Here is a 23,089-nt window from a genome sequence, read left to right on the forward strand (position 1 = left end):
GTTTCAGAAACCGGTTACACAATTTTATTCAAATCAGAAAGCGGTTTCTAATTCATACTATATCATGTCGAAATTTGTTTTGCAACCGTTTTCATAATAATTAATAAATCAGGAGATTAACCTATTGAATCGCACGATAAGCGAGATCACCCATCGTTACCGGGTAGCGATAGCCCCCGCTCATACATGGTCCGAGGGTAAACATGCAGATCTTATTTACGGATACCGTAACGGTAAGATTGAAGACGCATTGAGCGGGTCGCAGCCAATTCATCCGAATCGTCGAGGGACAGAACCTAATAGTTTGAATTCCCATCCGACGCCGAGGAAGCAAGAATATCCCAATGGGCATAAGCTGGCTACTCTTCAACGGTTTAAGTAGAATAAAGGTTAATGCTTAGACCCCCCGGGAGCAATTCAAGGCACATTTTTGGCCTTCGCACTTCATGCCAGGCTGTTGCGGCTCATTCTAGGCACTTTTTTGGCCTTCGTGCTTCAAACCAGGCTGTTGCGGCTCATTCAAGGCACTTTTTTGGCCTTCGTGCCCAAACCAGGCTGTTGCGGCTCATTCAAGGCACTTTTTTGGCCTTCATGCCCCATGTGCATCGCCAGTCGGCTCATTCAAGGCACTTTTTTGGCCTTCATGCCCCTGTGCATCGGGTCGGCTCATAAGCAGTAACGAATAAAGAGGAAAGGTCGTTGAAGAAATGACTTCTCGAATGAACAAGCTGTATGCCTATTTGGATAACAACAATATGGATGCGATGCTGATTACTTCTCCGAAGCATGTCTATTACTTAACCGGCTTTGCAACCGATCCCCACGAAAGGTTCCTTGGACTGCTGCTGGCGAAAGGAGAAGAGGCAGTGCTGCTCTTGCCGGCGCTCGACTTCGAAGCCGCCCAAGCAGCCTCTTCTGTTAAGAATATTCATGCTCATTCGGATACGGATGATGCCATTGAAATCCTAAGCAAGCTGATGCCCCGCGGCATTCGTAATCTTGGCGTGGAGAAAGAGGATCTAAGCGTCCAACGCTTCGAAGCGATCAGCGCGGCGGTCGAAGCGACAACATATGTCGATATTGGTTCTCCGCTTCGTGAGATGCGCGCAATCAAGACTGCGGACGAGGTCGCGCGGATGAAACGTGCCGCGCTTATCGTCGAGGATGTACTACGCTTAGGCGTGTCCAAGGTGAAGCCTGGCGTCACGGAAATCGAGCTTGTAGCGGAGTTAGAATATCAGATGAAGAAACTGGGGGCGCAGGGGCCTTCTTTCGAGACGATGGTATTGTCCGGCGCTAAGTCGGCGCTGCCGCATGGCACCCCGGATAACCGTAAAGTGGCGGAAGGCGAGCTGCTCTTGTTCGATCTCGGCGTATACGCCGACGGTTATGCCTCGGATATTACCCGGACATTTGCAGTGGGGGACATCTCGGATGAGATAAAAGGAATTTACGGTGCCGTGCTGGACGCGAACCTCAAAGCCATCGAAGCCATCCGTCCGGGCGTCACCTTCGGCAGCTTGGACCGCGCCGCCCGCGAGTCGATCGAAAGTGCGGGTTACGGCCCTTATTTCAATCATCGGCTCGGACATGGCCTCGGAATGGACATTCATGAGTATCCGTCCATCCACGGGCGAAACGAGGATCTCTTACTGGCGGGCATGGTCTTCACTGTCGAGCCGGGTATCTATGTCCCTTCCGTCGGAGGCGTCAGAATCGAGGACGATGTTCTCGTCACGCAGGACGGGGTCGAGGTTCTGACTTCATTCTCGAAACAGCTGACGGTTATTGGATAACATGATGATAGCAATGGGGTGGCCCGCTTAGCGGACCACCCCATTTTATTTGCTTTTCGATAGACGCTTAAGACTGAGTAACCAATACTAGCGTGGAAGCTCGTTATCTCTATACGCTAATATGATAATCTTTCTTTAGATATTTATGGATTCTAGTAAAATCCTGCGGTGTCAATTGCTTCAGTCTATGGGATTTAAACTCTCTCCCCAAGATGATGCCAATCGTCTCCGCGGCTAAGCCGTTGTTCGCCATAATGCGGGCACTTCCATATGCTTTGATTGTGGCGCCGACGTTTTTGCCTACGACGATCACATTCTCGTATCCTTTTAACATAAAGGAACGCAGCGGCATGCCGTAACGATCCGGCACTCCGAACCCAATGCCGGACGGAATCTTTTTCGTACCTTGCAAATCCATCGCATATCCGCCTATGCTGACATTATCCCAGAACATTCGACTGCTTCGAATATCCGAATCGTTAAGAATGTAATCCGTTTCAAAACGATTATAATCACGGATGTATAGATAATCGGGAAAGCCGTTTAGTTCGGCCTTTTCGAAGCCGGGCATTTTTTTGCGTAGAAACTCGAGTATGAACGGAGCTTCCGCCTTGGCTTTTTGAATGGCGTTCCGAACGGAGGCCTCATCTGAAGGATCAACATCATATGTAAGCAAAGCGTTTATGATTACCTGGCCATTCTTTTGATTGAGAGCATTAATTCCTCGTAGCAAAAGCTGTGAATCTTTGGGTTTGTACTGACTCATAACTTTTCCGTATCCGGTTGCAATATTCCAATCAACGTAAGTGTTTTTCCCGTATTTTTCCTGAAGATGGGATAGCGGATATTCTTTCACGGAAGATTGGTGAAGCTTGTTCCAATCCACCTTCTTGAACTTTAGCATCATCGTTGCCGACATATAATCCGGAGTATCCTGATCGATGCCCAAGCTTTCCATCCCCGGAATACGACGGACATCGAGTTTGCTGGTCAGCGCATTAAAATCGGTATTCTCGACGAAATAACTGGACTTCACCGTATAAAGCGTTAAATCGTTTTTCAATCGATAAGTAATCGATTGAAGCGTTTGATCTTCTTTATTCGGTACGGAATGGACAGATGAAATCGTAATGTTATTATGAATGGGAATTCCTTTGAGTAATTGATCGTAGTACTTTTGAAAATCCGCCGTACTGCGTATTTTGCCTGATTTATAACCATCGAAAAGCCGTTTCATTTCGCCTTGCACAAGGCTACGCTTTTTCTTGTCATGAGGCTCGTCAAGAAATTGCATTTCTCCTTGAATGAGTTCTCCCCCAGGTTTTCCACGGGGGTCAAGCACGAGGACGGAACGGCCAAGGTCACGGGCGGCCTTCGCGAGAAGGATGCCTTGAAGCTCGCTTCCTATTACGACAATGTCGACGGAAGTGCAATGTTCTCCGCAGGAGATTAAATTTTGCTGTCTCTCTGAAGCTACTAATAAGGTAGATAAAGGAAAGAGGGATATTATCATCAAAACACAAACGGAAATAATAAGTATAGCGCGTTGTTTGCTCCTAATAAATGTCATGGGAGAGACTCATATCCCCTTTTCTGTTGTTATTTCAAAGTCTTATCAGGGTTACTCCTGGTATTTATTTAAACGTGCTACCTCACACTATAGTTTAGTTTCTTGTTCCTCGTCCGAACTATTCGAATAAACAATGTACAGGAAGTTCGATCCTCCACCATAATCGCTGACATTCAGCTTTACTTTCGTCTTCTTGTCTTTAATCATCCACACGGTTTGAATGGAATCTGCCAAACGTTTCATTCGTTCCAATATCTCATCGTTTGATTGATTCGCGGTCATGGCATCATAGTTATCCTTCGACGGATCCCCATATTTCTCGGAGAGCTTCTCTCGAAGCAAGAGATACTGTTCCAATAACTGATCGAATGAAGTATTATCCGATTCGAAGTCGTATTCCACTCCGTGAAGCTTGTCTTTATCGAAGTCATAAATCAATTGGACAGGCATGCCGAATAACGAGTCATTGTAAATGAGGTACCCTTCGTCCGCATGTTCCTCAACAGGATCGGAATTTTCACGCTTCTTAACTTCCCCCATCGTCATGCCCCAGCTTACGTCTCGTACCACCGTGGCCGACGAGTCCTTGTTGGGATTATTTGTACCCGTTGAACTGCAACCTGCAAGAATAACCGCGAACAATAAAATAGTAGCCATCTTTCTCATGGTGGATATCGCCAACCCTTATGTTGAAATTATGATATCTTCAAATACTAGCATAATGGGATATTTCAGGGGACTCACTACGCATCACCATCAACAACAGTAACCCAGATTACATTTTGCAAATAATTAAACTCAAATTGCCTCCAATATCTTTCTAAGCCTATCCATGCTGCACACGATTATTTTCTTCTGGTCAATACGTATCAATTGCTCGTTTTGTAGATCGAGCAATAATTTCGTCACCGTCTCGCGCGCCGTTCCCGTCATATCTGCCAAATGCTGATGAGTCAGCTTCAAATCAATTAAAGTACCATCGGCAGAGGCTACGCCATGTTGTTCCGTTAGTCGCAGCAACAAACGGGCAATGCGCGTACGCACGTCGAGAATGGTCAAGTCCGTTATTAATTTATTGGCATCCCGCAGACGATCTAAAGTTGTTTCCAAAATGCCGATCAGGATTTCAGGCCTGCTTTTTACTAAAGTAATGAAATGACGTTTTTTCAAAATGCATAAGGTAGACTTCTCGATTGTCCTCGCGGAAGCGGAGCGCACTTTTTCATTTTGCAGTAAAGCCATCTCTCCAAAGAAATCGCCTTCTCTGAAAATAGAAAGAATGATATCCCTGGAATGGTTATCTTGATAGATTTGAACAACTCCAGACATCACTAGATAGAGTTCATCTCCCTCATCGCCTTCAAAGAAGATAGACTCGCCTTTGGAATAATCGCACTTGCTGCATAACTTAGAAATTTCAGCTAAATGTTCATCATTAAGATGCTCGAAAAGCGGAAAGTCTCGTAATAATTGCGGGTTCATTATCAAAACCTCCGGTATCAATAACTGTATGTAATCCTAATTATACCATCAATAAAAAAAACGAGATTATTATTAGCGAAAATGCAAAATCCACAACCTCAAACGGTTGCGGATTTACATCCTATTCCATCCCCGACCAGCCGAAGAGGTTCCAGTATTCAAGATACCAAGCGAACGCGAATTGCAGCACAATCGTCGAAACATAGATCCATAAGAAAAACCTAGATTCCGTGCCAATTCTCCCCCTGCGGACGACGGCGGTTACCGCGGCCCCAATCGCAACCAGAATCGACGCCACTGGCAACGCCAGTAGCACACGGAGAAGCGTCCACGTACTATTTCCGAAGTCCATCACGGAAAGCACCGTTAACCCGGCCACGAATGCCAAGTTGATCCATGAGGCCGCAGCGGGAAGAAACGTGACAAACTTCCTTTTGCGAATACAAATTACCGCTCCATGCACCCCGCAGGCCAGCAATGCGAGAAACAACAATGCTTGAACTCCATTATGTAGATACTCGTTTTCGAACCAATCCATCTTCCTATAGTCGACCGCCGGCGAGCCGGCAAACTGCAGGAAGAAGCCGTCAGCCGTTTCTCGGGCAGCGAATGCGCTGTCGGTACTGGCCCACACTCCTCCCGCCCTGCGGTAAAAATCGATATTTTCACCGTCTTGACCCCTGAGAGTCAATGAATCTTCGTCTTTACGCTTTAACGTGAATTTCAAATTATCGTTGAACACGCTATCGATTTTTATTATCGAGGCTTCGGAATACCGAGTGGAGATATACGTGCCCTCATACTTGGCTGCCGATAGTCCCTCCGGATGTACCGCCTTCACGTCCGATAAAGCATTCACCGAAACCGTAGCCGGGAAAAACCGGTTCATGAACGCATTTATGAACTCTTCACGGAAGTACGGATCATCACCGTTGATCGAAATGAACACCCCTACATTATTTTCCGGAATTATCCATAGTCCACTGTGCCATCCGGAAATATCCCCACCGTGCTCCCAAACCTTGAGGCCATGGCGAATTGTCGTAAAGAAGCCGTAAGACATGCCCCCGAACTGCGGCTCATAAGTCGCGTGCAAATCCGTCATGAGTGTCAGCGTCTCTGACTTCATCACCCGTTTGCCAGCCAACTCTCCTCCGTTAAGCAAAGCTCTCATGAACTTGCCCATGTCCTCCCCCGTCGACGCAAAAGCGCCCGCAGGTACATATAAGGATCTCATTCCTATTCCTGGGAGGGGTTCCCCCTTCGAGTCGTATGTATGGGCCAAGTTCGATTTCATTTCGTCCGTGAGGCGGAACCCGCTTTGCTCCATTCCAAGCGGTCTAGTGATGTGATCCGTTACATATTGGACGAAAGGCTGCCCCGACATCGTCTGCACGATATAACCCGCCAAAGACATCCCGAAATTGCTGTAGCTCTTGACGGTCCCCGGCTCCCGGACAATGGGTGGAATGGATACTACTTCCCAGCTCTCCAGTTCTCCCGTTTCCGGCCACTTCTCTCCCTGAACGTTAGTCGTCTCGTCAAACCCTGCGGTATGCGTCAATAAGTTCTCCAACGTAATGAGCTTTTTGCCAGTCTGAATGGGGGCCGGAAGATACCCGTTGATGTCCTCATCCAAACGCACGGTTCCCTCTTCCGCCAACTGCATAATTGCCGTCGTCGTGAACAGCTTCGAAACAGACCCGACTAGAAAGTCGGTCTTCCCAGGATCTATGGCGAGTTTCTTTTCCACATCTGCATAGCCGTATCCTCGCTCGAACAACACTCCTTCTGGGGTGACAACCGTGACAACTCCTCCAGTAATGCGATCCAAACGGCTCTCGAAGTAATCGTCCATGTATGCGGTTATGGAATCTTCGTCCAACAAAGCATTTTGCGCGCTTGCAGCGGCAGGTAAAGAAGAAAAAAAGAGGACCAGTGCAAGGATAGCAGTCACCGACTGAAATCTGAATTTCCATGTAAGGATCATATCGATTCACACCCATCGAATTGTTTACTCTAAGTGTATCGCTTGAATATATGGATGCATACTTAATTTTAGGTAAAATATGGGTTTTAAAAACAAAAAGAAGCCGCCACAGATGATGATCTGCGACGACTATCTTCAAGCTGCAGCATTGAATATCATGGCTTTAACTTATCAACGCATATTTCCTATAATACTGCTTCTTGAATCTTGCATTTTTTTAATAAAATTAGTCATAACATCGAAGGCTTCGTTACGTTTATTAGTTAGACTTTGCAGGCGAAGCATTTCCATTTGCTGACTGTTGCTTGCACTATCAATCTGTGTCTTGATTTGTCCCAGCCGGCTCTGAAGTTCCCCTTTTGTTTTCGGTATTGCCATACCCATAGAAGTAAACATGGCACCCTTGTCAGCAAGCTGCACGGCATAATCAGCCTTAGCATCTGAAGGAAGCTTCCCTAGCGCCTCATTAATAACTCCCGATAATTGGTTCAGTTTCATAATGGTTTCATTACGGGCTTGTACGGATGCGAGTTGATCTTTCAACTGACTCTCTAACAAACTTGCACGATTGTTCTGTACAGCCATCAGCGCTGTTTCAAGATCCATGCCGCTAACGTTAATCTGTGTCATACCACCAATCCCATTTATGTTGCCTACTGAATTCTGCGTGGCATTTCCATTCAGCACATCCTTAACTGAGTTGTAAACCGAATTATTATACAACAAGGTAGCTCCGACGATGATCCCCAATAAGAAAGTGCCTGACATAGATAAAACCAACTTTTTTACATTCATTCCATTTCCTCTTTTCATTAATAGATATTTATCCGTTGCGTGCTTCCCTTATTGTTATATCATCTAATGTGATTACAAATCTGTAACCCTGATTACATTTTGCTAAGTTACAACTAAAAGTAATAGAAAACAAAAAACCACAACCGCATGAGGTTGTGGTTTGGCATGGTGGAGGCGAACCGTGGTGTACAAAACTACAATTCGCGGGAGTTTTGATTGAAAAATTCTCACTTACTCGTTTCCCTGCGTACAATGGGTGCTACTTCCGTAGCTAAGAGCTCAATGCCCTCTATTACTTTCTTAAACGGTATCCCGCCAATATCGATCTGAGCAATGAAACGCCGATGCCCGAACAGCTCGTGTTGACGAAGGATTTTCTCGGTGACCTGTTGCGGACTACCTACGAATAAGGCGGTATCCGGGCCTGCCATGTGTTCGAAATCCGTTCTAGACATGCTCCCCCCCATCCCTCGCTGCCGGTTAACATAAGACCAATAATTTGAATAATAAGGATAGAATTCGTCCTTGGCTTGTTGGGTCGTCTTCGAGATGTATCCATGTCCCGTTACACTTACTTTGAGATCCTCCAGAGCATGACCAGCCTCGATACCAGCTTTACGATATATATCGACAAGCGGCATAAATCGGACTGGATCGCCGCCGAGGATCGCAATAGCCATCCCAACGCCTAACCTGCCGGCACGCGCTGCGCTCTCCGGTGTACCCCCAACGCCAACCCATATGGGCAATTGACTTTGTACAGGTCGGGGGGCAATTTCAGCCTGCCTTAAGGCAGAGCGGAAGCGGCCCGTCCAAGAGATACTCTCCGCTTCATTGAGTTGCATAAACAAGTCCATATTTTCAGAAAATAAGGCATCATAATCACTCGTGTCATATCCGAAAAGTGGAAAAGATTCTACAAACGCTCCCCGACCGGCGATTATTTCTGCACGTCCGTCTGAAAGCAAATCCAAGGTAGCAAAGTCCTCAAACAGTCGAACAGGATCAACCGTGCTTAATACGGTTGTTGCGCTTGTCAATTTAATCTGTTTGGTTACTTGGGCAATAGCTGCCAACACAACTGGAGGTGCAGATACTGCATAGTCCAGCCGATGATGTTCGCCAACCCCAAAAACCTCAAGTCCAGCCTCGTCAGCAAGCTTAGCTGCTTCGATGATTTCCTTTACTCGTTGTTGGGCGCTAATTGTTTTACCTGTATGAGGGTTTGGACCTATATCCCCTAGCGTATAGAGACCGATTTCGACTCCTGATTTTTTAATTCCTACATCATCTTGCATGGCAATCTTCACCTCCATTTAAATTTGTAAAAGGTGTTACGATTGTTTACCTTTTGCAAACAGAATGTGATCAACCGATAACTTTGTAGATCCCGAAACCATCAAATGAATAGCTATCATAATATACGCCAAGTCCAACTCATAGCCGCCTTGTCCATTACCTAGTAAGCCTAATGACCATTTCATCGTCACAACAGCCCCTATCAGCATAATGATGAAGAGCCCTGATACATATCTCGTGAAGAGTCCGATAATTAGCAAGATTCCTCCAAACAATTCAAGCGGACCTGCAATATATGCCAAGAACCCAGGCGTTCCCACACTTTCAAACCATGCCGCTACATTTCCAAGCCCCATTTGAAATTTATCGTAGCCATGCGCTACAAATAATATTCCCAACACTACTCGCATTAACGTGGATACCAAAGATGTTTTACTCATTATTACGCCCCCTAATATATTTGCAATACAAAAATAATATTTGTATAGACACTATATTCCACACCCCCTAGAATGTCAACGAGAAATTTGCTAATATTAATTTATATTTTGTATTTGTAATATTGGAGGAGCTGAGACTCATGGATATCGGTACGACCATACGAACAATTCGTAAAAGAAAAAATATCACGATTACCCAGCTCTGTGAGGAAACGGGGTTATCGCAAGGCTTTATGAGCCAAGTGGAAACGAATAAGACCTCCCCCTCCATCTCCACCTTAGAAAATATTGCAACTGCACTAAAGGTCCCTCTGGCTTACTTGCTACTTAAAAAAGAAGAACGCATGCAGGTGGTACGGAAGGATGAACGAAAGGTCACCACAAGCGGCAACGAAGCACTTCGAGTAACACACTTAAGCTCCACAAGGAATATAAGTATGCGGATTGTTGAACTTCCCCCTGGCTCCTCAACCGGCCCACTTCCATTGGCGCATGAAGGCGAGGAAGTGCATATGGTTATCAAAGGGACGATCTACGCCGAACAGGGAGAAGACTCGGTCGAGCTAAAGGAAGGTGATTCCTTTAGTTGGAATGCCTGCACGCCGCATTTGGTCAAGAATATAGGTGATGATACAGCCGTTGTTCTCATTTCTGTATACACGGAAATGGAGTAGGAGTGAACGACTAGCTATGGTCCTCCTTCGGACTGGGACGATCCCCCTATTTACTCCACCATAAGAACACTGACCTCAGTGCGGTCAGTGTTCTTATGGTGGAGGCGAGGGGATTCGAACCCCTGTCCGAAGACAACGCCATATGTACTAGGCTTGGATGTCACCCAAGTATCACCCCGTCACCAATTCGTCCATAATACTAGATTATATTCCTATTTCCCTCATATTCACCATAACTCTCTCGACCCTACCATCCAAATCAGTCCCTTCAAACTTCGGAAGGTTCAGTTCGCTTACGATTTTTCCGTCACGCATAAACATAATGCGTTTTGTCCGCGCCGCAACCTTGGCATCGTGAGTTACAAGCATAACCGCAGTACCATCCGCGTTAATTTCAGAAAATATATCCATAATCATCTCCGCAGATTTTGAGTTGAGTGCACCCGTCGGCTCGTCGCCGAAAATGATTTTTGGGCTGTTCATAAGCGAGCGGCATATTCCCGCACGTTGAAGCTGACCTCCCGAAACCTGCGTAATGTCTCGCCTTTCAAGCTCCGCAATGCCTACCCTTTTCATAAGCGCTCTTGCCTTCTCCAAAATTTTTTCGACGTTTTTTCTGTTGTCGCGCATTGACGGAAGAATGATGTTGTCGAGGATATTTAGATTTTTCAGCATAGTCGGCTGTTGAAAAACAAATCCCATTTTTGTTCTACGTATATCTGAAAGCTCATTCTCAGAGGCCGACGATAATTCCCCGCTGTCAAAAACGACCTTTCCTTCGTCAACCCTGTCCATTCCGCTCAACGCAAACATCAGCGTCGATTTTCCCGAGCCGGAAGGTCCCATAACTGCAACGAACTCGCCCTCGTTTATTTCAACGGACACTTCATTAAGAACAATACGCTGTTCATCGCCCTCGCCGAAAGACTTTACGATATGATCACCGATAATAAGCTTCTTCATATGTCTACTCCTTAATATTTTCGGATACTTTTATTTGTCCCGCGCCTGATGTGCCGATCATTGTTGCGATGAGTACCACGCAAATCATCATTAATGGACTAAACAGATACGCCGAAAGAGGATTTACCGCAAAATTAAACGTCGACGCTCCAAACGAAGAAATAACCAAACCCGCAAGCATCTCTCCGAGGGTGTTTGCCAGAAACGTGCCGAGAACAATTCCGACAATCAGAACGAAAACCGTACGCGAAACATACTGTGCCTTAATATCCGAGTTTGTAAAACCGAACGCTTTCATTACGGCAATAGAATATCGGTCCTTCGCCACAAGCATTTTCATAAATAACAAGGTAACCAATATAGTTATAACCAACGCAACGGCGACCGCGACGTTGGAGGCTATTTCGACGGAGCTTATTGTCGAGCCGAAGGTCTGTGAAACAAATTCATCAATGTCTGAAATCTTTGCATAATCAAAATGGTCTGCATATTCCGTAACCTTCGCATCAACAAGTGATTTATCCGAAAGTTCAGCGCTGACAATGCTCCACATAATGCCCGCCGAATTGTCTGTGATTATGGCCTTGGCGGTTTTGCCGCCGTTGGTAATGTCGGAATAGATTCCGCTTACCGTGAGATCTTTCTCCAGTCCCTCAATCTCCAGCGTAATAACATCGCCGACCTTTTTGCTCATCTCATCGGCGTATATAGTCGAAAGCGCAATTTCGTCATCCGCGGCGGGTGCTCTGCCTTTAGAATATTTGATAGGAAATATCGAATGGTCGCCGAGTTCAATTTTAATATTTTCCTCAGATCCGTCTTCCATTTTTGCCTTAAATGTTTTTGTTGTAAGGACGGCAACCTTTGAGATGGCTTGATCGTTTTTCACCGTCTTTACGATTTCAGCAACTTTTCCAGAGATATTATCGATATTTCCGGGCAACTGTATGCGCAGATCATAGTTTCCAATCCCCATATAACTGATGAAGCTTTTGGAGGAAATCGTGTTGTACAGGTTCTGCGGAACAATCATGATAAATGTCGAAAACACCAGCACAGCTAGCATTGTTGCATAAAGTCTCTTCCTTGAGAGAACATCTTTGATACCAAGAAAAATATTCGCGTTAAACAGCCTGTTTCCGCTCAAGGTAAAACGCTTATCACTTCTGTTTTTGTCCTGGGAGGTGCCAAAGCGTATGGCTTCCGCTGCTGAAATTTTCCGAAAGCGTTTCAGTATTGCGTTAACATAAGCCGTAATGGCAAAGAATACCAGTAATATGCCGATGACTCCTACAGCTACAGCAAAAGAAGAATTTTCACTTCCCCCCATATAAAGCCTTATGTTTTTGAGAAGCACACCTTTGAAAACAAACGAAAGAGCAAAACCGAGAATAGAGCCTGTCGCCGCAATTGCCGCGTATTTGGCTAGATAAATCTTCTTGATGTCGGAGATTCGCAGCCCTATAGCTTTCATAACACCAATTTCGCGATAATCGTCTTCGATTTTCGCAAGAAGCGTAAAGCGTATGCACATGAACGCGATGGCAACGACAAGCAGACTTACTAAAAGGATAACCCCAATCATCATCCCGTCGGAAATCGCATTCATTAATCTAAAAAGCGAATATGTAACCGTTGGCCCATTCATTTCAAGTCCTGCGGAGGTATATGCGGTCTCAAATGCGCCTAACGCCGACATATCCTTTAATCTGAACTCAATCAGATACTCTATATTTCCAAGGTTTTTTATTTCCGCATAATCATTGTCGCTTACAAGAAATCGCTTTGAGGCGGAAAGTGAAGAATTCATTGTCGAATCGCGGAGAAATCCCTCAACGGTAAATTCTTTTCCGCTTATTACTGCCGTATCGCCGATCTTTGCAGTGTTATCTTTCATATAACTTATCGGAACATAAATCTCGCCGTCAGATACGTTGATGACGTTTCCGTCCAGATCAAGAAGATAATCGAATTTTTCGCTCTGTACGCTTAAACCGTTGTCCTGAACGCTATTCGCAAGCGAATTATCACCCATTATAATCCGTGCGCCATCAATGTTCAGAAATTCTACTACTTGAAATTCATCGATGTTGCTGTTTTGTTCCGCAAAAGCCGTAAGCCGCGCAGTATCAATCTCACCCGAGTGCATCTGCATAAAATGTGGAGTTTTCGCTTGCGTCATTAGCGTATCCAGCGCTCCAGAAAGATTGACGACGAGTATCGCCGCGAGTGAAACAAGCATAGCTGAGGCAGCGACAAATATCATTGTCGTCAGTGATATCACTTTGCTCTTTAAAATGTCATTACGGATAATTCTATAATACATATTTCACCTCTGTATGAATTCTCGAAGGATTTTCCCGATTTATTCATTGCTTCCTCTATCCACTGCCAAACATCTGCATTACGTCTTTAAGACTTCCGCTTTTGACACCAAGCAGCCTTTCTACATTGAAAACAAAGGCCTGTATGCGTGAAGCACGCTCCTCGCTCGTTATTTGAACCATATCTTCATCAAAAACGGTATTCGCATAGATCACGACCATTTCCATGCATTCATACGGATACGGCGTGTGGAATAGTCCCTGCTGGATGCCCTCGTGGATGATTCCCGTTAGTATCGGTGTAACGCCATTGATGATGACCTTTTCTATTTTCTGATGCATAAGCGCGTTCTGCGGCTTGTGAATATGCTCCATAATTTCCATGCTGCTTCCGCCACTTAAGTTCAGTGCCATAACAACGCGAATAATGCGCTCGACTACAGGTATGCTCTTGTCTGCTGCAATTTCCTGCGCCGTTCCTAAAAGACGGACACTATACCGCTCAATCAGAGCGTCCATAATATCCTCCTTCGACTTGAAGTGATGATATAACGTTCCGCGCGCGATTCCGACCTTTTCGAGAATATCGTTTGTACTAGTGCCGTCAAAGCCCTTCTGACCGAAAAGCTCATCAGCTGCGTCAATTATTTCGTTCCTGCGTTCCTCAGCTTCTTTTACAACTCTCATCTTTACACTCCCTCCACAAACCGACCGACTGTCTGTCTATCAATTTCATTAATAATAACACGTCATTCTATCATTTTGTCAAGATAACGTTTTAATTATCATCATAAGTATTAAACGGGATTAATTAGGCATAAATCCAATTCATCATTCTACATAATATTTCCGCAAGGGTATAACAAAAGAACAGTTAAGGCATCTATTTTCGCCCTAACTGTTCTTTTATTAATTAAACCAAACTGTTACGAGCTTTAACCTTCCACCCCTCACGTGTAACTACAGAGGTGGCTTTATTCTTGTAAACTTCACGAATAGAGCTGCTCGTGACAATCAACTCATACAGGGATTGATCGCGCGGGTCAAAGACAGAAGCTGTATATTCTTCATCTGTACTGATATCCCTTTCAAATAAGACGAAATCAAGATCATCCCAATCTTGGAAAGCTGTCGACAATGCCGGCTTTGCATGAGGAATGACTGCACCCGAGCGAACCAGCATAATAATCGGCAGTTCACCTGCTGCAATTCGGTACCAACGTCCTCCTTCATAACGCAGGCCGGTCTGATAATCAAACCATTCCCCAGAAGGCAAATACACATTACGCTCCTGTTCTGCTTCAAAAAACGGGGCCACTAGAATATCGGATCCAAACATATATTGATCCTCAATAAGCCAAGAGCCTGCATCCTCTGGAAACTCAAAAAATAAAGTGCGGAGCATAGGATAACCGGACTCCGAGCTCAGCTTGGCTTGGGTATAAACGTACGGTATTAAGGTATATTTCAAATTCGCGCTTTTGCGGAACAAGGACATGAATTCCTCGCCATAGGCCCAAGGCTCTGTCGGCGGTGCTCCATGACAGCGGCTATGTGAGGTCAGCATTCCAAACGGAAGCCAGCGGCTGTAAAGCTCTTCCGGACTGCTATTGACGAAGCCACCAATATCATGGCTCCAGAACGAAAATCCGCTTAAGCCTAGCGACAATCCGGCGCGCAAGCTTGCTGCCATGGCACTGTTCGTATTCTCTGCATCTCCTCCCCAATGAATCGGGTAGCGCTGACTGCCAGCCCATGCACTCCGTGCCCAAATGATAGATTCATCGTTGACAGACTTCGTAATTTCAGAGGCTGCCTTATTGTAACGGAGGGGATACAGATTATGCTCATGGAACCCGCTTTGCCCCGAAGCATAGATGCCATTCAGTGGAGCCGCTTCACCAAAGTCGACCTTGACGGCAGCGACTCCGAGGTTAAGCAGGCTTGCCAATTGCTTCTGATACCAAGCAACGGCCTCCGGATTACTGAAATCAACAATCGCATCCTCAGTTGGCAGCCTCCCGTCGGTTGTGCGGATGGCATAACCTTTATCCAGGATTTCATCATATAAAGAGTTGTTTGGAGTAAAATATGGTAGCTGCCACAGCGATACTCGATACCCCATCTCTTTCAAATCAGATAGCATCACGCCTGGGTCGTCAAAGCGTTCCCCCGAAAACTCGTAATTGCAGCGCCAATCCGTCTCGAACCAGCCTGTATCCAGATGGATGACATCACAAGGGATTCCATGCTCCTGTAATTTCAGCGCAACCTCGCGAACTTCATGCTCCGAGCTATAAGTAATGCGACTCATCCAGAGACCGAATGACCATAGCGGTGGAAGCGGGCTTCGGCCCGTCACTTTCGTATACTCAGACAGAATCTCCTTGGGAGTACCAATGAACAGAAATAAATCCAGCTTCTCTTCACCTGTATAGAGAGTATTCGTATCATCATAAGTAGCGCCGAAATCAAAGGTTAGCGGCGTGGAGGTGTGAACAAACATCCCGTACCCTTCGCTGCTCATAAAGAAAGGAATCGGTTTATATGTCTTCTGCGTCTGGGCGCTTAAAGCATCCGTCGTAAATAGATTCAGCTTCTGCCCGCGCTTGTTCAGTCGTGTGAACGACTCCCCTGTTCCAAACAACTTCTCATCCGGTCGCAGAAGGAAGCTTGCCGCTATTCGGTTGCTTAGATCCGCCGTGCTTCTTTTGAAGGAAAAAGGAAGGCCATTCGCATTCAGTAAAGATGAACAATCGCTAAAGTGGCGGGTTTCCGTTAAGACACGACCCGTTTGATCCCTAAGAATGATTTTCCACGGGTTACGTTGAATAACGACAGAGCCTGCTGAGCTTGAATAGACAATCTGTTCCTCTGTACTGACGCAATCCCAAGGTAAGGACAACGTCTCCACCGATTCGTTCAGCATGAGAGACGGCACAGCAGCTTGCCGATCAGCTCTCGGCCGCGTATGAATTCGTAACCGTAGCGTCCTGTCCGATAAGAAGGTCAGCTTGAACTCGCTTGTTGGCGATTCCTCATACTCTTCAGGAAACTCCCACGAAGGCGTCTCTGTGAACGGATAATCCATCTGGTTAAAAGATAATCTAGGTTTGCGCATATGACGTTTCCACATCAGGGTTCCTGTTTTTTCATCCGGATTGAAGGCCGTTACATGGGAAGGAAAGAAATACTGGTCCGCAACCTCCTCGAAATCCGCGCTCATGTCGATGGGCTGGTTTAATGCTGTTGACTTGAATTCCATGCCATCTACCCCTTCACCGCACCGTTCGTCAGACCGCTGACGATATAACGCTGCACAAATATAAATAGTAAAGCAACCGGCAGCATGCTCACCGTACCGAAAGCCATTGTGTTGTTCCATGACGTGCTCTGGAAGCCGAGAAAATTATATATTCCCGCAGTAATTGGCCGTAACTCTTCATTCCCAATGAAGGTCATGCCATAGATTAAATCTCCCCAAGCGAACAAGAACGAGAAAACCATTGCAACCACGACGCCAGGAACGGCAATCGGTAGCATAATGCGCGTGAATGTCGTAAACGTGTTGCAGCCATCGATTTTGGCCGACTCTTCCAGCTCCTTCGGCAACGTTGCAAAATACGTTCTAAGAATAATGACCGAAAAAGGGATGCCAGCTGTAGCATTGGCTAATATCGTACTCCAATAGCTAGCTCCGATCAGTCCAATTTGCTTAAACAAGATGAATAACGGCGTCAGCAGTAAGGATGCTGGCAGCATCTGCGTGACAAGAAATATAAGGATGAAGCTATGCCTGCCAGGAAAGCGAAAGCGAGCCACGCCATAGGCCGCCGGAATTGCTAATAGTGTGGATACGAGCAACGCTCCAACTGCGATGGCAAGACTGTTTCGGAAACCATTCACAATATCGAAGGAAGAGCCCGTTAACTGCTCCGTATAGGACTTGAATTGCCACACCTGAGGAAACCAGGTTTGCGGTGACCGGAAGATCTCAGCCTCCGTCTTGAATGAAGTGACGACAAGCCAATATAGCGGGAACAAAAAGATAACGACAATGATGATGCTGACCAGCGGGAGTAACCAACGAGACTGTTTAAACATCGTCCTCATAATTGTTCCTCCTTCTTCAGGAGTCTCAAATAAATGACACCGATGATCAACAGCAGGACGAACATCACGTTAGAGATGGCTGCGCCTTGGCTGTATTGAAATTGATCAAAGGAAAGCTTGTACGCGTACGTGGACATCATCTGTGTGGCATTGACTGGACCGCCGTTCGTGATGATAAGAACCAAATCAAATACTTTGAACGTATAGATAAAGCCCAGCACTAGCAGAGACATGATAGCCGGCTTCAGCAGCGGAAGCGTAATCTTGAAAAACCGTTTCACAGCCGTTGCCCCGTCGATAGCCGCACTTTCGTAGACATCCTTAGGAATGGTGGTGAGACCCGCTGTTAGTAGCATCATATTGAATGGAATGCCGATCCAGGTATTCGCCAGAATGATCGTAAACATCGCTGTCCCTGAGTTAACAAGCCACTCAATCGGGCTGCTGATAAGATGAAGCTTCAAGAGTAAGTCGTTGATAATCCCGCCTGAGCTAAACATAAACTTGAACATCATAGCTGTTATCGTGGCGGGCAATAACCAACTGATCATGACAAGACCTCGAAGTCGTTGTGCAGTTCGGAATTGCAGATTAAAGAGCATCGCGAACGCAAGTCCAATGATAAACTGTAGAACCAAGCATGAGATTGTGAAAATAAGCGTATTCTTCAGCACTTTTTGCAGGGTGCCTTCTTTGAATAATTCAATGTAATTATCAAGTCCGACAAAAGATTGGTGCCCCTTAGTGAGATTCATAACGTTGACATCGAAAAGACTTAGCCGGATGTTATCGATAATGGGATATCCGACAAAAAAAATCATATAGAGAAGTGCCGGCAGCACGAATAAATAACCGGCGATGCGCCCTTTGGCATTGGTCATAGTTGTGCACCCTTTCAAAAAAAGTGGAGCACCGGATCGCTCCGGAGCACCCCACTTTTCTTCATTCTACTTATTGCCTAGTATTTTATCGATTTTCGCCTGTGCTTCAGTGGCAGCTTGTTCAGGTGTGGTGGTAAGCGTTAACGATTTGCTAAGAGCTTCGGAAATGGCGTTCGAGATCGTAGGCCATTGCGGATGTGGGCCCCGCGGCTGAGCGTTCTCCATGTTTTCTGCGAACACCTTCAACTGCGGATTTTGTGACCAATACGGATCGCTTGCAACGTCTCTTCTCGCCGGGAAGTAACCGAAATCTTGCGAGAATTTTTTACTGACTTCAGGAGTTGCAACGTATTTAATGAATTGAACCGCTTCATCTACGTTAGCACCATTCATTACGCCCAAGTTTTCTCCACCTAATACGGAAGCAAACTTGCTATCCTTCGGTACGAAAGCGATACCGAATTTCAAATCAGGAGCTGTTTTTGTCAGATCCGGAATTTGCCAAGGTCCGTTTACCATCATTGCAAGATTGCCCGAAGCAAATTGCTTCATCACGTCGGATTGCGTCCAGTTAATGACCTCTTTGCTCATGGAGCCGTCTTTGATCAAGTCAGCCAGCATGCTGAATGCTCTTGTTCCATCCGGTGCGATATGATCAAAGGTTGCGCCCGTGGATAACAACCAAGGAAGGAATTGGAACGTTCCCTCTTCGTTCTGCGGAGCGGAAATACCGAGTCCCTTCACGTTCCCTTTCGTAAGTGCTTTTGCTGCCACGCGAAGCTCATCCCAAGTTTGCGGAGGCTTAACGTTGGCATCTGCCAGCATTTTTTCGTTATAGTACAAGGCTAAATTATTGCTTCCGAGTGGAATACCATACTGCTTGCCCTCGTAGGATGCCGACTTCCAAGGCCCTTCGAAGTATTGGTCCTTATCTGGCCAATCCGCCAGCTTGTCTGTAATATCGGCGAACAATCCCATTGCCGTATACGCCGCATGATCCGGGTTATCGATGATGACGATATCTGGGAGGTCAGACGCTGCCAGACCTACAGAAAGGCGTTTCTTGAAATCCGCGAACGGGATGTAGACAGGCTTGACTTCGATGTTCGGATTTTTCTGCGTAAAGCCATCTGTTAGTGACTTGATAATGTCGAATTGGGATTTACCTTCAAAATAAAACCATAACGTCAATTTCTTCTTGCTGTCAGTTGGAGCGGTTGCGCTTTCATTTGACTTTTCTGTTGGCTCTGCTGCTTTATCCGAACCGCAGCCTGTAAGCGCTAATGTCAATATAAGCATCAACGACATTAGCAATAAACTTGCTCTTTTCATGTTTCTCCCCCTAATGGCGTATTGTCTACACCTTTAGATTAAAGCAATGTAAGCGTTCTTATAATTCTAATTATCTAAAAAAGGTGGACGATATTAAGCACAAATTAAGCGTTATCATAGCTCATGATTCATTTTGTGATAACTTGCAGGCGACAGTCCGGTTACTTCCTTGAACACCCGCGAGAAATACTTCGAATCGGAGTACCCTACGATAGCGGAAATTTCGAATATTTTTAGCTCGGTTGTTAGCATTAAGGTTTTGGCATGCTTGATCCGAACATTCTTGATATACGTGGAGAAGTTACTCTTCACTTCTTTGGTGAACAAGGCACTGAGATATTCCGGGGTAATCTGTAAGGAGGATGCAATTTCATCCAATGTGATCCCTTCCTTGTAGAGCTCGTGGATAAGCTTAAGCGCTTTCTGCACGATGAAGCTGTACGGTGGGGATTGAACCGCTTGGCTGATTTCCGTCATTTCTTTTACAACCCGCTGGATTGAAGCATTCAGTTCCGTGCGCGTTTGGGATGCCAAGATAGGCTGAAGCCATGCTTTCTGAAAATGGAACGCCCATGTATCGCCGAACGTTTCGCCGACACTCCGCAATGCTGCAGTTACCAGCCGCACTGAACCGTCGATGATATGCTGCGGATCATAGCGACGTTCATAGCAAAATTGCAGCCATTCTTGAAAATAACGCTCAAGAGGCTCCCATTTCTGCTCCGCTATCGCCAGCTTGACTTTATTCTCCAGCGCATGCGGGAAAATGAACGGCTCGATGCTGATTATACCAATGTCAGACTCTCTCATAACCGTACGAGTTTCATCCAACGCAATGAACCATTTTCGAGTGGAGTTCAATAGATTGAACTTATCTTTAAGCATGTGCAATCCTGCGAGGAGTACGGTGCTAATCCCTGCATAGGGTGCTATAGAGTGGATCGTTGACTTCAGATCCTGTTGGATAAACATAGCGAGATCTATGCCCGTCATGCTGGGCTGAAGCAATGCAACGAGCGAGGATTCTTGCGGGACGACAAATACCGAATAGCGGCAAGTCTGTTGGAACTGCTGCTCTAATCTAGCTTTAATCTGTACGGCGACATCAGGCTGAGCTTGACCAATATAGATGCAAACCATGTGATAAGCTTCATCTGTTGTGAAGAAGGCCGCTTGCTCCGCAAGCGGCGCCAGTAAAGCCAGATCAAGCTGCTCCTGTATGACGGACTGCTGCAGGTAATGCTCCAATCGCGCGGCAGCATGTCCCCGTGGAATGCCTGCAACCTGCTGAAGCATCAGCTCCTGCTGTGCTTTAACTAGCGTATCCTTCAAATCTTGAGCAGTAATCGGCTTCTCAAGAAACTCTAAGACGCCCAATCCTAGTGCTTTTTTCGCGTATTCATATTGTGAGTAGCCGGTTAGTATGACCGTTTGGTGACGGTGCCCGTTGCGCTTCAGAGATTCAAGCATCTCAATTCCGCTGAATTGCGGCATTCTAATATCGGTGATGACGAGGTCCGGCTTCATTTGCTCAATCAGCGCCAGTCCAACCTCCCCATTATCTGCATCGCCCACTATTTCATAGGGCTCGCCTAGCTTGTTAATTAAATTAATAAGGCCATATCGGGTATTATCCTCGTCTTCAATGACTACGATTTTCATTGCTCATTATCCCCTCTCCGCATGGCGGGCATCGTTATTCTGACTTCCGTGCCTTCCCCGATATGGCTATGAATTTCACAGGAGGCTTGCTCCCCATAGTACATTCTCAGTCGCTCCATCACATTACGCACACCGATTCCTTGCGAATGAACCGGGCTCTCGGATAAAACTTCGGCCAGCTTGTCGGCTTCCATACCGGTCCCGTTGTCTCGTATCGTCCATTCAATGGAATGAGCAGCGATTAAATTGATCTCTATTCGCAGCTCTCCCCCCTTCTTAACGCCAGAGAAGCCATGAATGATAGCGTTCTCAATAAAAGGTTGCAGGATCAGCTTCGGAACTAGATAGTCCATAGCTTGCTCGTCACACTCAACGGTACTGGAGAAGGAGGAGCGAAACCGATATTGCTGAAGGAAAATATAACGATCCATCCATTCAAGCTCTTCCCTTACAGTGACGAACTTGTTGCTATCCTTAATACTATATCTCAGAATTTGAGCGAGCCCTTTCAGCATATGGCTGATTTGATGCTCATCCTTCTCAATGGCGAGCCAATTGATTGAGTCCAGTGAATTATAGAGAAAATGGGGATTGATTTGCGATTCCAACGCCCTGATTTCGGCCTCTTTCCGCTTCTCGCTTGTTTCCTTGACCTCTACCATCAACTCGTTAATTGTATTCATCATTTTGTTAAAGTTAAAAGCAATGGCGGATATTTCATCCTTAGATTGCTCTTCCACATGGACCGTGAGTGCGCCTTGACTGGCAATTCTCATCGCTTTGACAACCTTCCGGATCGAGCCCGACAATCGGCCGGCAAAATAGAAGATTAATAGTGCCGCGATAAGCAGCGCAGCAAAACCGACAATCAGGTTTAAACGCTGCATGGCATACATTTCGCTGAACAGCTTCTTTTGATCAATCAGGTTATAGATCGTCCAGCCACTATTGGGATTGCTGTAAGTGTTGCTAATCGTCGAGCTCGTTTGGATCTCATCGACATGCTTGCCTATGTCGTCCTTCGCTGCCGCAGAAATGATGAGGCCCCGGCCATCAGTCAGAAAATTTCGGTTATCGATTTGATGCGCTTGTCCCACATCCGGCACATCCAGGTTAATTGCGCGAGCGAGCACAGACTCGTAGACAGTAATAACAACAACCCCCATACTGTCCAGACTGATCATATTGTAATCGATTAACTTTCTTGCAAGATGGAAGCCGTATTGTTCCTCCGAATTAATAGAGTCCATTTTCTCAGGAATCGTCTTAATACTCCCGGTTTGGTTATGTACAGCCGCCTGATAGATGGGATTTGATGTTAAATTGCGCACGTTGGTCCAGAGGTTATCGTAGGGTGAGCCCGTCTGCTGATCATAGCTGATTAAGGTTCCGTTGTTCGAAAAAATGGCCACGCTGCGAATACCGTTCTTCGCATAGGAGTAAGAAGCCAGTTGATTAACCAATTGGCGTTTACTAAGCTCCACGTCGTCCGCAGGATTATTGATTTCACGCAACAGTCGGATGACATCATCGTTCGTAACGATCTGAAATAACAAATCCTCATAAGCTTGAAGCGAGGTGTCCAAATTTTTGGAGGTTTGAGTCAGATTCGCCTGCACAAGAACGTCTATTTTTCGTTTCATCGCATCGCTAGAGACGTAGTATGATACCATTTGCACGATGAGTACAGGCAGCAGACTAACGAGCATAAACGAAATGATGAGCTTGTTACGATAACTCAATCGCCCTTTCATAACGGAGCAGCTCC

General features: G+C 45.9%; 19 protein-coding genes. 3 read left to right on the plus strand and 16 right to left on the minus strand.

What is annotated here, in order from left to right:
- Positions 1-124 precede the first annotated feature (124 nt).
- Complete coding sequence (locus tag L3D05_RS12615) at positions 125-382, plus strand: hypothetical protein (protein WP_239616400.1); 258 nt, start codon at positions 125-127, stop codon at positions 380-382.
- A 325-nt stretch (positions 383-707) separates the two neighbouring features.
- Positions 708-1,796 (plus strand): M24 family metallopeptidase, encoded by a 1,089-nt coding sequence (locus L3D05_RS12620; RefSeq protein WP_239616401.1) that lies wholly within the window; start codon positions 708-710, stop codon positions 1,794-1,796.
- A 109-nt stretch (positions 1,797-1,905) separates the two neighbouring features.
- Here the strand turns inward: L3D05_RS12620 and L3D05_RS12625 are convergent, their stop codons facing one another.
- From L3D05_RS12625 to L3D05_RS12655, 7 genes are all read right to left on the minus strand, one after another.
- Positions 1,906-3,366 (minus strand): FAD-dependent oxidoreductase, encoded by a 1,461-nt coding sequence (locus tag L3D05_RS12625; protein ID WP_239616402.1) that lies wholly within the window; start codon positions 3,364-3,366, stop codon positions 1,906-1,908.
- An 87-nt stretch (positions 3,367-3,453) separates the two neighbouring features.
- The gene (locus L3D05_RS12630) at positions 3,454-4,032 is read right to left on the minus strand and encodes a hypothetical protein (RefSeq protein WP_239616403.1); all 579 of its coding nucleotides are present in this window, start codon (positions 4,030-4,032) and stop codon (positions 3,454-3,456) included.
- A gap of 132 nt (positions 4,033-4,164) precedes the next feature.
- On the minus strand, positions 4,165-4,848 hold the full coding sequence (locus L3D05_RS12635) for a Crp/Fnr family transcriptional regulator (RefSeq protein WP_239616404.1): 684 nt from the start codon (positions 4,846-4,848) through the stop codon (positions 4,165-4,167).
- A gap of 121 nt (positions 4,849-4,969) precedes the next feature.
- Positions 4,970-6,838 carry a serine hydrolase domain-containing protein gene (locus L3D05_RS12640; RefSeq protein WP_239616405.1) on the minus strand — a complete coding sequence of 623 codons (1,869 nt, stop codon included), beginning with the start codon at positions 6,836-6,838 and terminating at the stop codon, positions 4,970-4,972.
- A 171-nt stretch (positions 6,839-7,009) separates the two neighbouring features.
- Positions 7,010-7,633 carry a hypothetical protein gene (locus L3D05_RS12645; RefSeq protein ID WP_239616406.1) on the minus strand — a complete coding sequence of 208 codons (624 nt, stop codon included), beginning with the start codon at positions 7,631-7,633 and terminating at the stop codon, positions 7,010-7,012.
- A 227-nt stretch (positions 7,634-7,860) separates the two neighbouring features.
- A complete protein-coding gene (locus L3D05_RS12650) occupies positions 7,861-8,931 on the minus strand; it encodes an LLM class flavin-dependent oxidoreductase (protein WP_239616407.1) in 1,071 nt (356 codons plus the stop codon).
- Positions 8,932-8,967: 36 nt separating this feature from the next.
- Positions 8,968-9,372 carry a DoxX family protein gene (locus tag L3D05_RS12655; protein ID WP_239616408.1) on the minus strand — a complete coding sequence of 135 codons (405 nt, stop codon included), beginning with the start codon at positions 9,370-9,372 and terminating at the stop codon, positions 8,968-8,970.
- Between the two features lie 140 nt (positions 9,373-9,512).
- Between L3D05_RS12655 and L3D05_RS12660 the strand changes: the two genes are divergently transcribed.
- The gene (locus L3D05_RS12660; RefSeq protein WP_239616409.1) at positions 9,513-10,046 is read left to right on the plus strand and encodes a helix-turn-helix domain-containing protein; all 534 of its coding nucleotides are present in this window, start codon (positions 9,513-9,515) and stop codon (positions 10,044-10,046) included.
- A gap of 204 nt (positions 10,047-10,250) precedes the next feature.
- Here L3D05_RS12660 and L3D05_RS12665 read toward each other — a convergent pair whose 3' ends face one another.
- The 9 genes from L3D05_RS12665 to L3D05_RS12705 all read right to left on the minus strand — a co-directional run bounded on the left by L3D05_RS12665 (position 10,251) and on the right by L3D05_RS12705 (position 23,075).
- Positions 10,251-11,009 carry an ABC transporter ATP-binding protein gene (locus L3D05_RS12665; protein ID WP_239616410.1) on the minus strand — a complete coding sequence of 253 codons (759 nt, stop codon included), beginning with the start codon at positions 11,007-11,009 and terminating at the stop codon, positions 10,251-10,253.
- A gap of 4 nt (positions 11,010-11,013) precedes the next feature.
- Complete coding sequence (locus L3D05_RS12670) at positions 11,014-13,335, minus strand: ABC transporter permease (protein WP_239616411.1); 2,322 nt, start codon at positions 13,333-13,335, stop codon at positions 11,014-11,016.
- A 55-nt stretch (positions 13,336-13,390) separates the two neighbouring features.
- The gene (locus tag L3D05_RS12675) at positions 13,391-14,020 is read right to left on the minus strand and encodes a TetR/AcrR family transcriptional regulator (RefSeq protein ID WP_239616412.1); all 630 of its coding nucleotides are present in this window, start codon (positions 14,018-14,020) and stop codon (positions 13,391-13,393) included.
- Positions 14,021-14,246: 226 nt separating this feature from the next.
- Positions 14,247-16,598: a glycoside hydrolase family 31 protein gene (locus L3D05_RS12680; protein WP_239616413.1), complete on the minus strand. Its 2,352-nt coding sequence runs from the start codon at positions 16,596-16,598 to the stop codon at positions 14,247-14,249.
- A 5-nt stretch (positions 16,599-16,603) separates the two neighbouring features.
- Positions 16,604-17,446 (minus strand): carbohydrate ABC transporter permease, encoded by an 843-nt coding sequence (locus L3D05_RS12685; protein ID WP_239616414.1) that lies wholly within the window; start codon positions 17,444-17,446, stop codon positions 16,604-16,606.
- Positions 17,443-18,327: a carbohydrate ABC transporter permease gene (locus L3D05_RS12690; RefSeq protein WP_239616415.1), complete on the minus strand. Its 885-nt coding sequence runs from the start codon at positions 18,325-18,327 to the stop codon at positions 17,443-17,445. Before L3D05_RS12690 ends, L3D05_RS12685 begins: the two co-directional genes overlap by 4 nt.
- 66 nt (positions 18,328-18,393) lie before the next feature.
- Positions 18,394-19,659, minus strand: a complete 1,266-nt coding sequence (locus L3D05_RS12695) for an ABC transporter substrate-binding protein (protein ID WP_239616416.1) — start codon at positions 19,657-19,659, stop codon at positions 18,394-18,396.
- Positions 19,660-19,773: 114 nt separating this feature from the next.
- Complete coding sequence (locus L3D05_RS12700) at positions 19,774-21,321, minus strand: response regulator (protein WP_239616417.1); 1,548 nt, start codon at positions 21,319-21,321, stop codon at positions 19,774-19,776.
- Positions 21,318-23,075 (minus strand): cache domain-containing sensor histidine kinase, encoded by a 1,758-nt coding sequence (locus tag L3D05_RS12705; RefSeq protein ID WP_239616418.1) that lies wholly within the window; start codon positions 23,073-23,075, stop codon positions 21,318-21,320. Before L3D05_RS12705 ends, L3D05_RS12700 begins: the two co-directional genes overlap by 4 nt.
- Positions 23,076-23,089: the final 14 nt, after the last annotated feature.

It is taken from the genome of Cohnella mopanensis (assembly GCF_022352055.1).
Classification (GTDB): Bacteria; Bacillota; Bacilli; order Paenibacillales; family Paenibacillaceae; genus Cohnella; species Cohnella mopanensis.

Excerpts from the sequence above, each read along its gene's own strand:
- L3D05_RS12620 (WP_239616401.1), top strand. The coding sequence starts at position 708 with ATGACTTCTCGAATGAACAAGCTGTATGCCTATTTGGATAACAACAAT.
- L3D05_RS12625 (WP_239616402.1), bottom strand. The coding sequence starts at position 3,366 with ATGACATTTATTAGGAGCAAACAACGCGCTATACTTATTATTTCCGTT.
- L3D05_RS12630 (WP_239616403.1), bottom strand. The coding sequence starts at position 4,032 with ATGAGAAAGATGGCTACTATTTTATTGTTCGCGGTTATTCTTGCAGGT.
- L3D05_RS12635 (WP_239616404.1), bottom strand. The coding sequence starts at position 4,848 with ATGAACCCGCAATTATTACGAGACTTTCCGCTTTTCGAGCATCTTAAT.
- L3D05_RS12640 (WP_239616405.1), bottom strand. The coding sequence starts at position 6,838 with ATGATCCTTACATGGAAATTCAGATTTCAGTCGGTGACTGCTATCCTT.
- L3D05_RS12645 (WP_239616406.1), bottom strand. The coding sequence starts at position 7,633 with ATGAATGTAAAAAAGTTGGTTTTATCTATGTCAGGCACTTTCTTATTG.
- L3D05_RS12650 (WP_239616407.1), bottom strand. The coding sequence starts at position 8,931 with ATGCAAGATGATGTAGGAATTAAAAAATCAGGAGTCGAAATCGGTCTC.
- L3D05_RS12655 (WP_239616408.1), bottom strand. The coding sequence starts at position 9,372 with ATGAGTAAAACATCTTTGGTATCCACGTTAATGCGAGTAGTGTTGGGA.
- L3D05_RS12660 (WP_239616409.1), top strand. The coding sequence starts at position 9,513 with ATGGATATCGGTACGACCATACGAACAATTCGTAAAAGAAAAAATATC.
- L3D05_RS12665 (WP_239616410.1), bottom strand. The coding sequence starts at position 11,009 with ATGAAGAAGCTTATTATCGGTGATCATATCGTAAAGTCTTTCGGCGAG.
- L3D05_RS12670 (WP_239616411.1), bottom strand. The coding sequence starts at position 13,335 with ATGTATTATAGAATTATCCGTAATGACATTTTAAAGAGCAAAGTGATA.
- L3D05_RS12675 (WP_239616412.1), bottom strand. The coding sequence starts at position 14,020 with ATGAGAGTTGTAAAAGAAGCTGAGGAACGCAGGAACGAAATAATTGAC.
- L3D05_RS12680 (WP_239616413.1), bottom strand. The coding sequence starts at position 16,598 with ATGGAATTCAAGTCAACAGCATTAAACCAGCCCATCGACATGAGCGCG.
- L3D05_RS12685 (WP_239616414.1), bottom strand. The coding sequence starts at position 17,446 with ATGAGGACGATGTTTAAACAGTCTCGTTGGTTACTCCCGCTGGTCAGC.
- L3D05_RS12690 (WP_239616415.1), bottom strand. The coding sequence starts at position 18,327 with ATGACCAATGCCAAAGGGCGCATCGCCGGTTATTTATTCGTGCTGCCG.
- L3D05_RS12695 (WP_239616416.1), bottom strand. The coding sequence starts at position 19,659 with ATGAAAAGAGCAAGTTTATTGCTAATGTCGTTGATGCTTATATTGACA.
- L3D05_RS12700 (WP_239616417.1), bottom strand. The coding sequence starts at position 21,321 with ATGAAAATCGTAGTCATTGAAGACGAGGATAATACCCGATATGGCCTT.
- L3D05_RS12705 (WP_239616418.1), bottom strand. The coding sequence starts at position 23,075 with ATGAAAGGGCGATTGAGTTATCGTAACAAGCTCATCATTTCGTTTATG.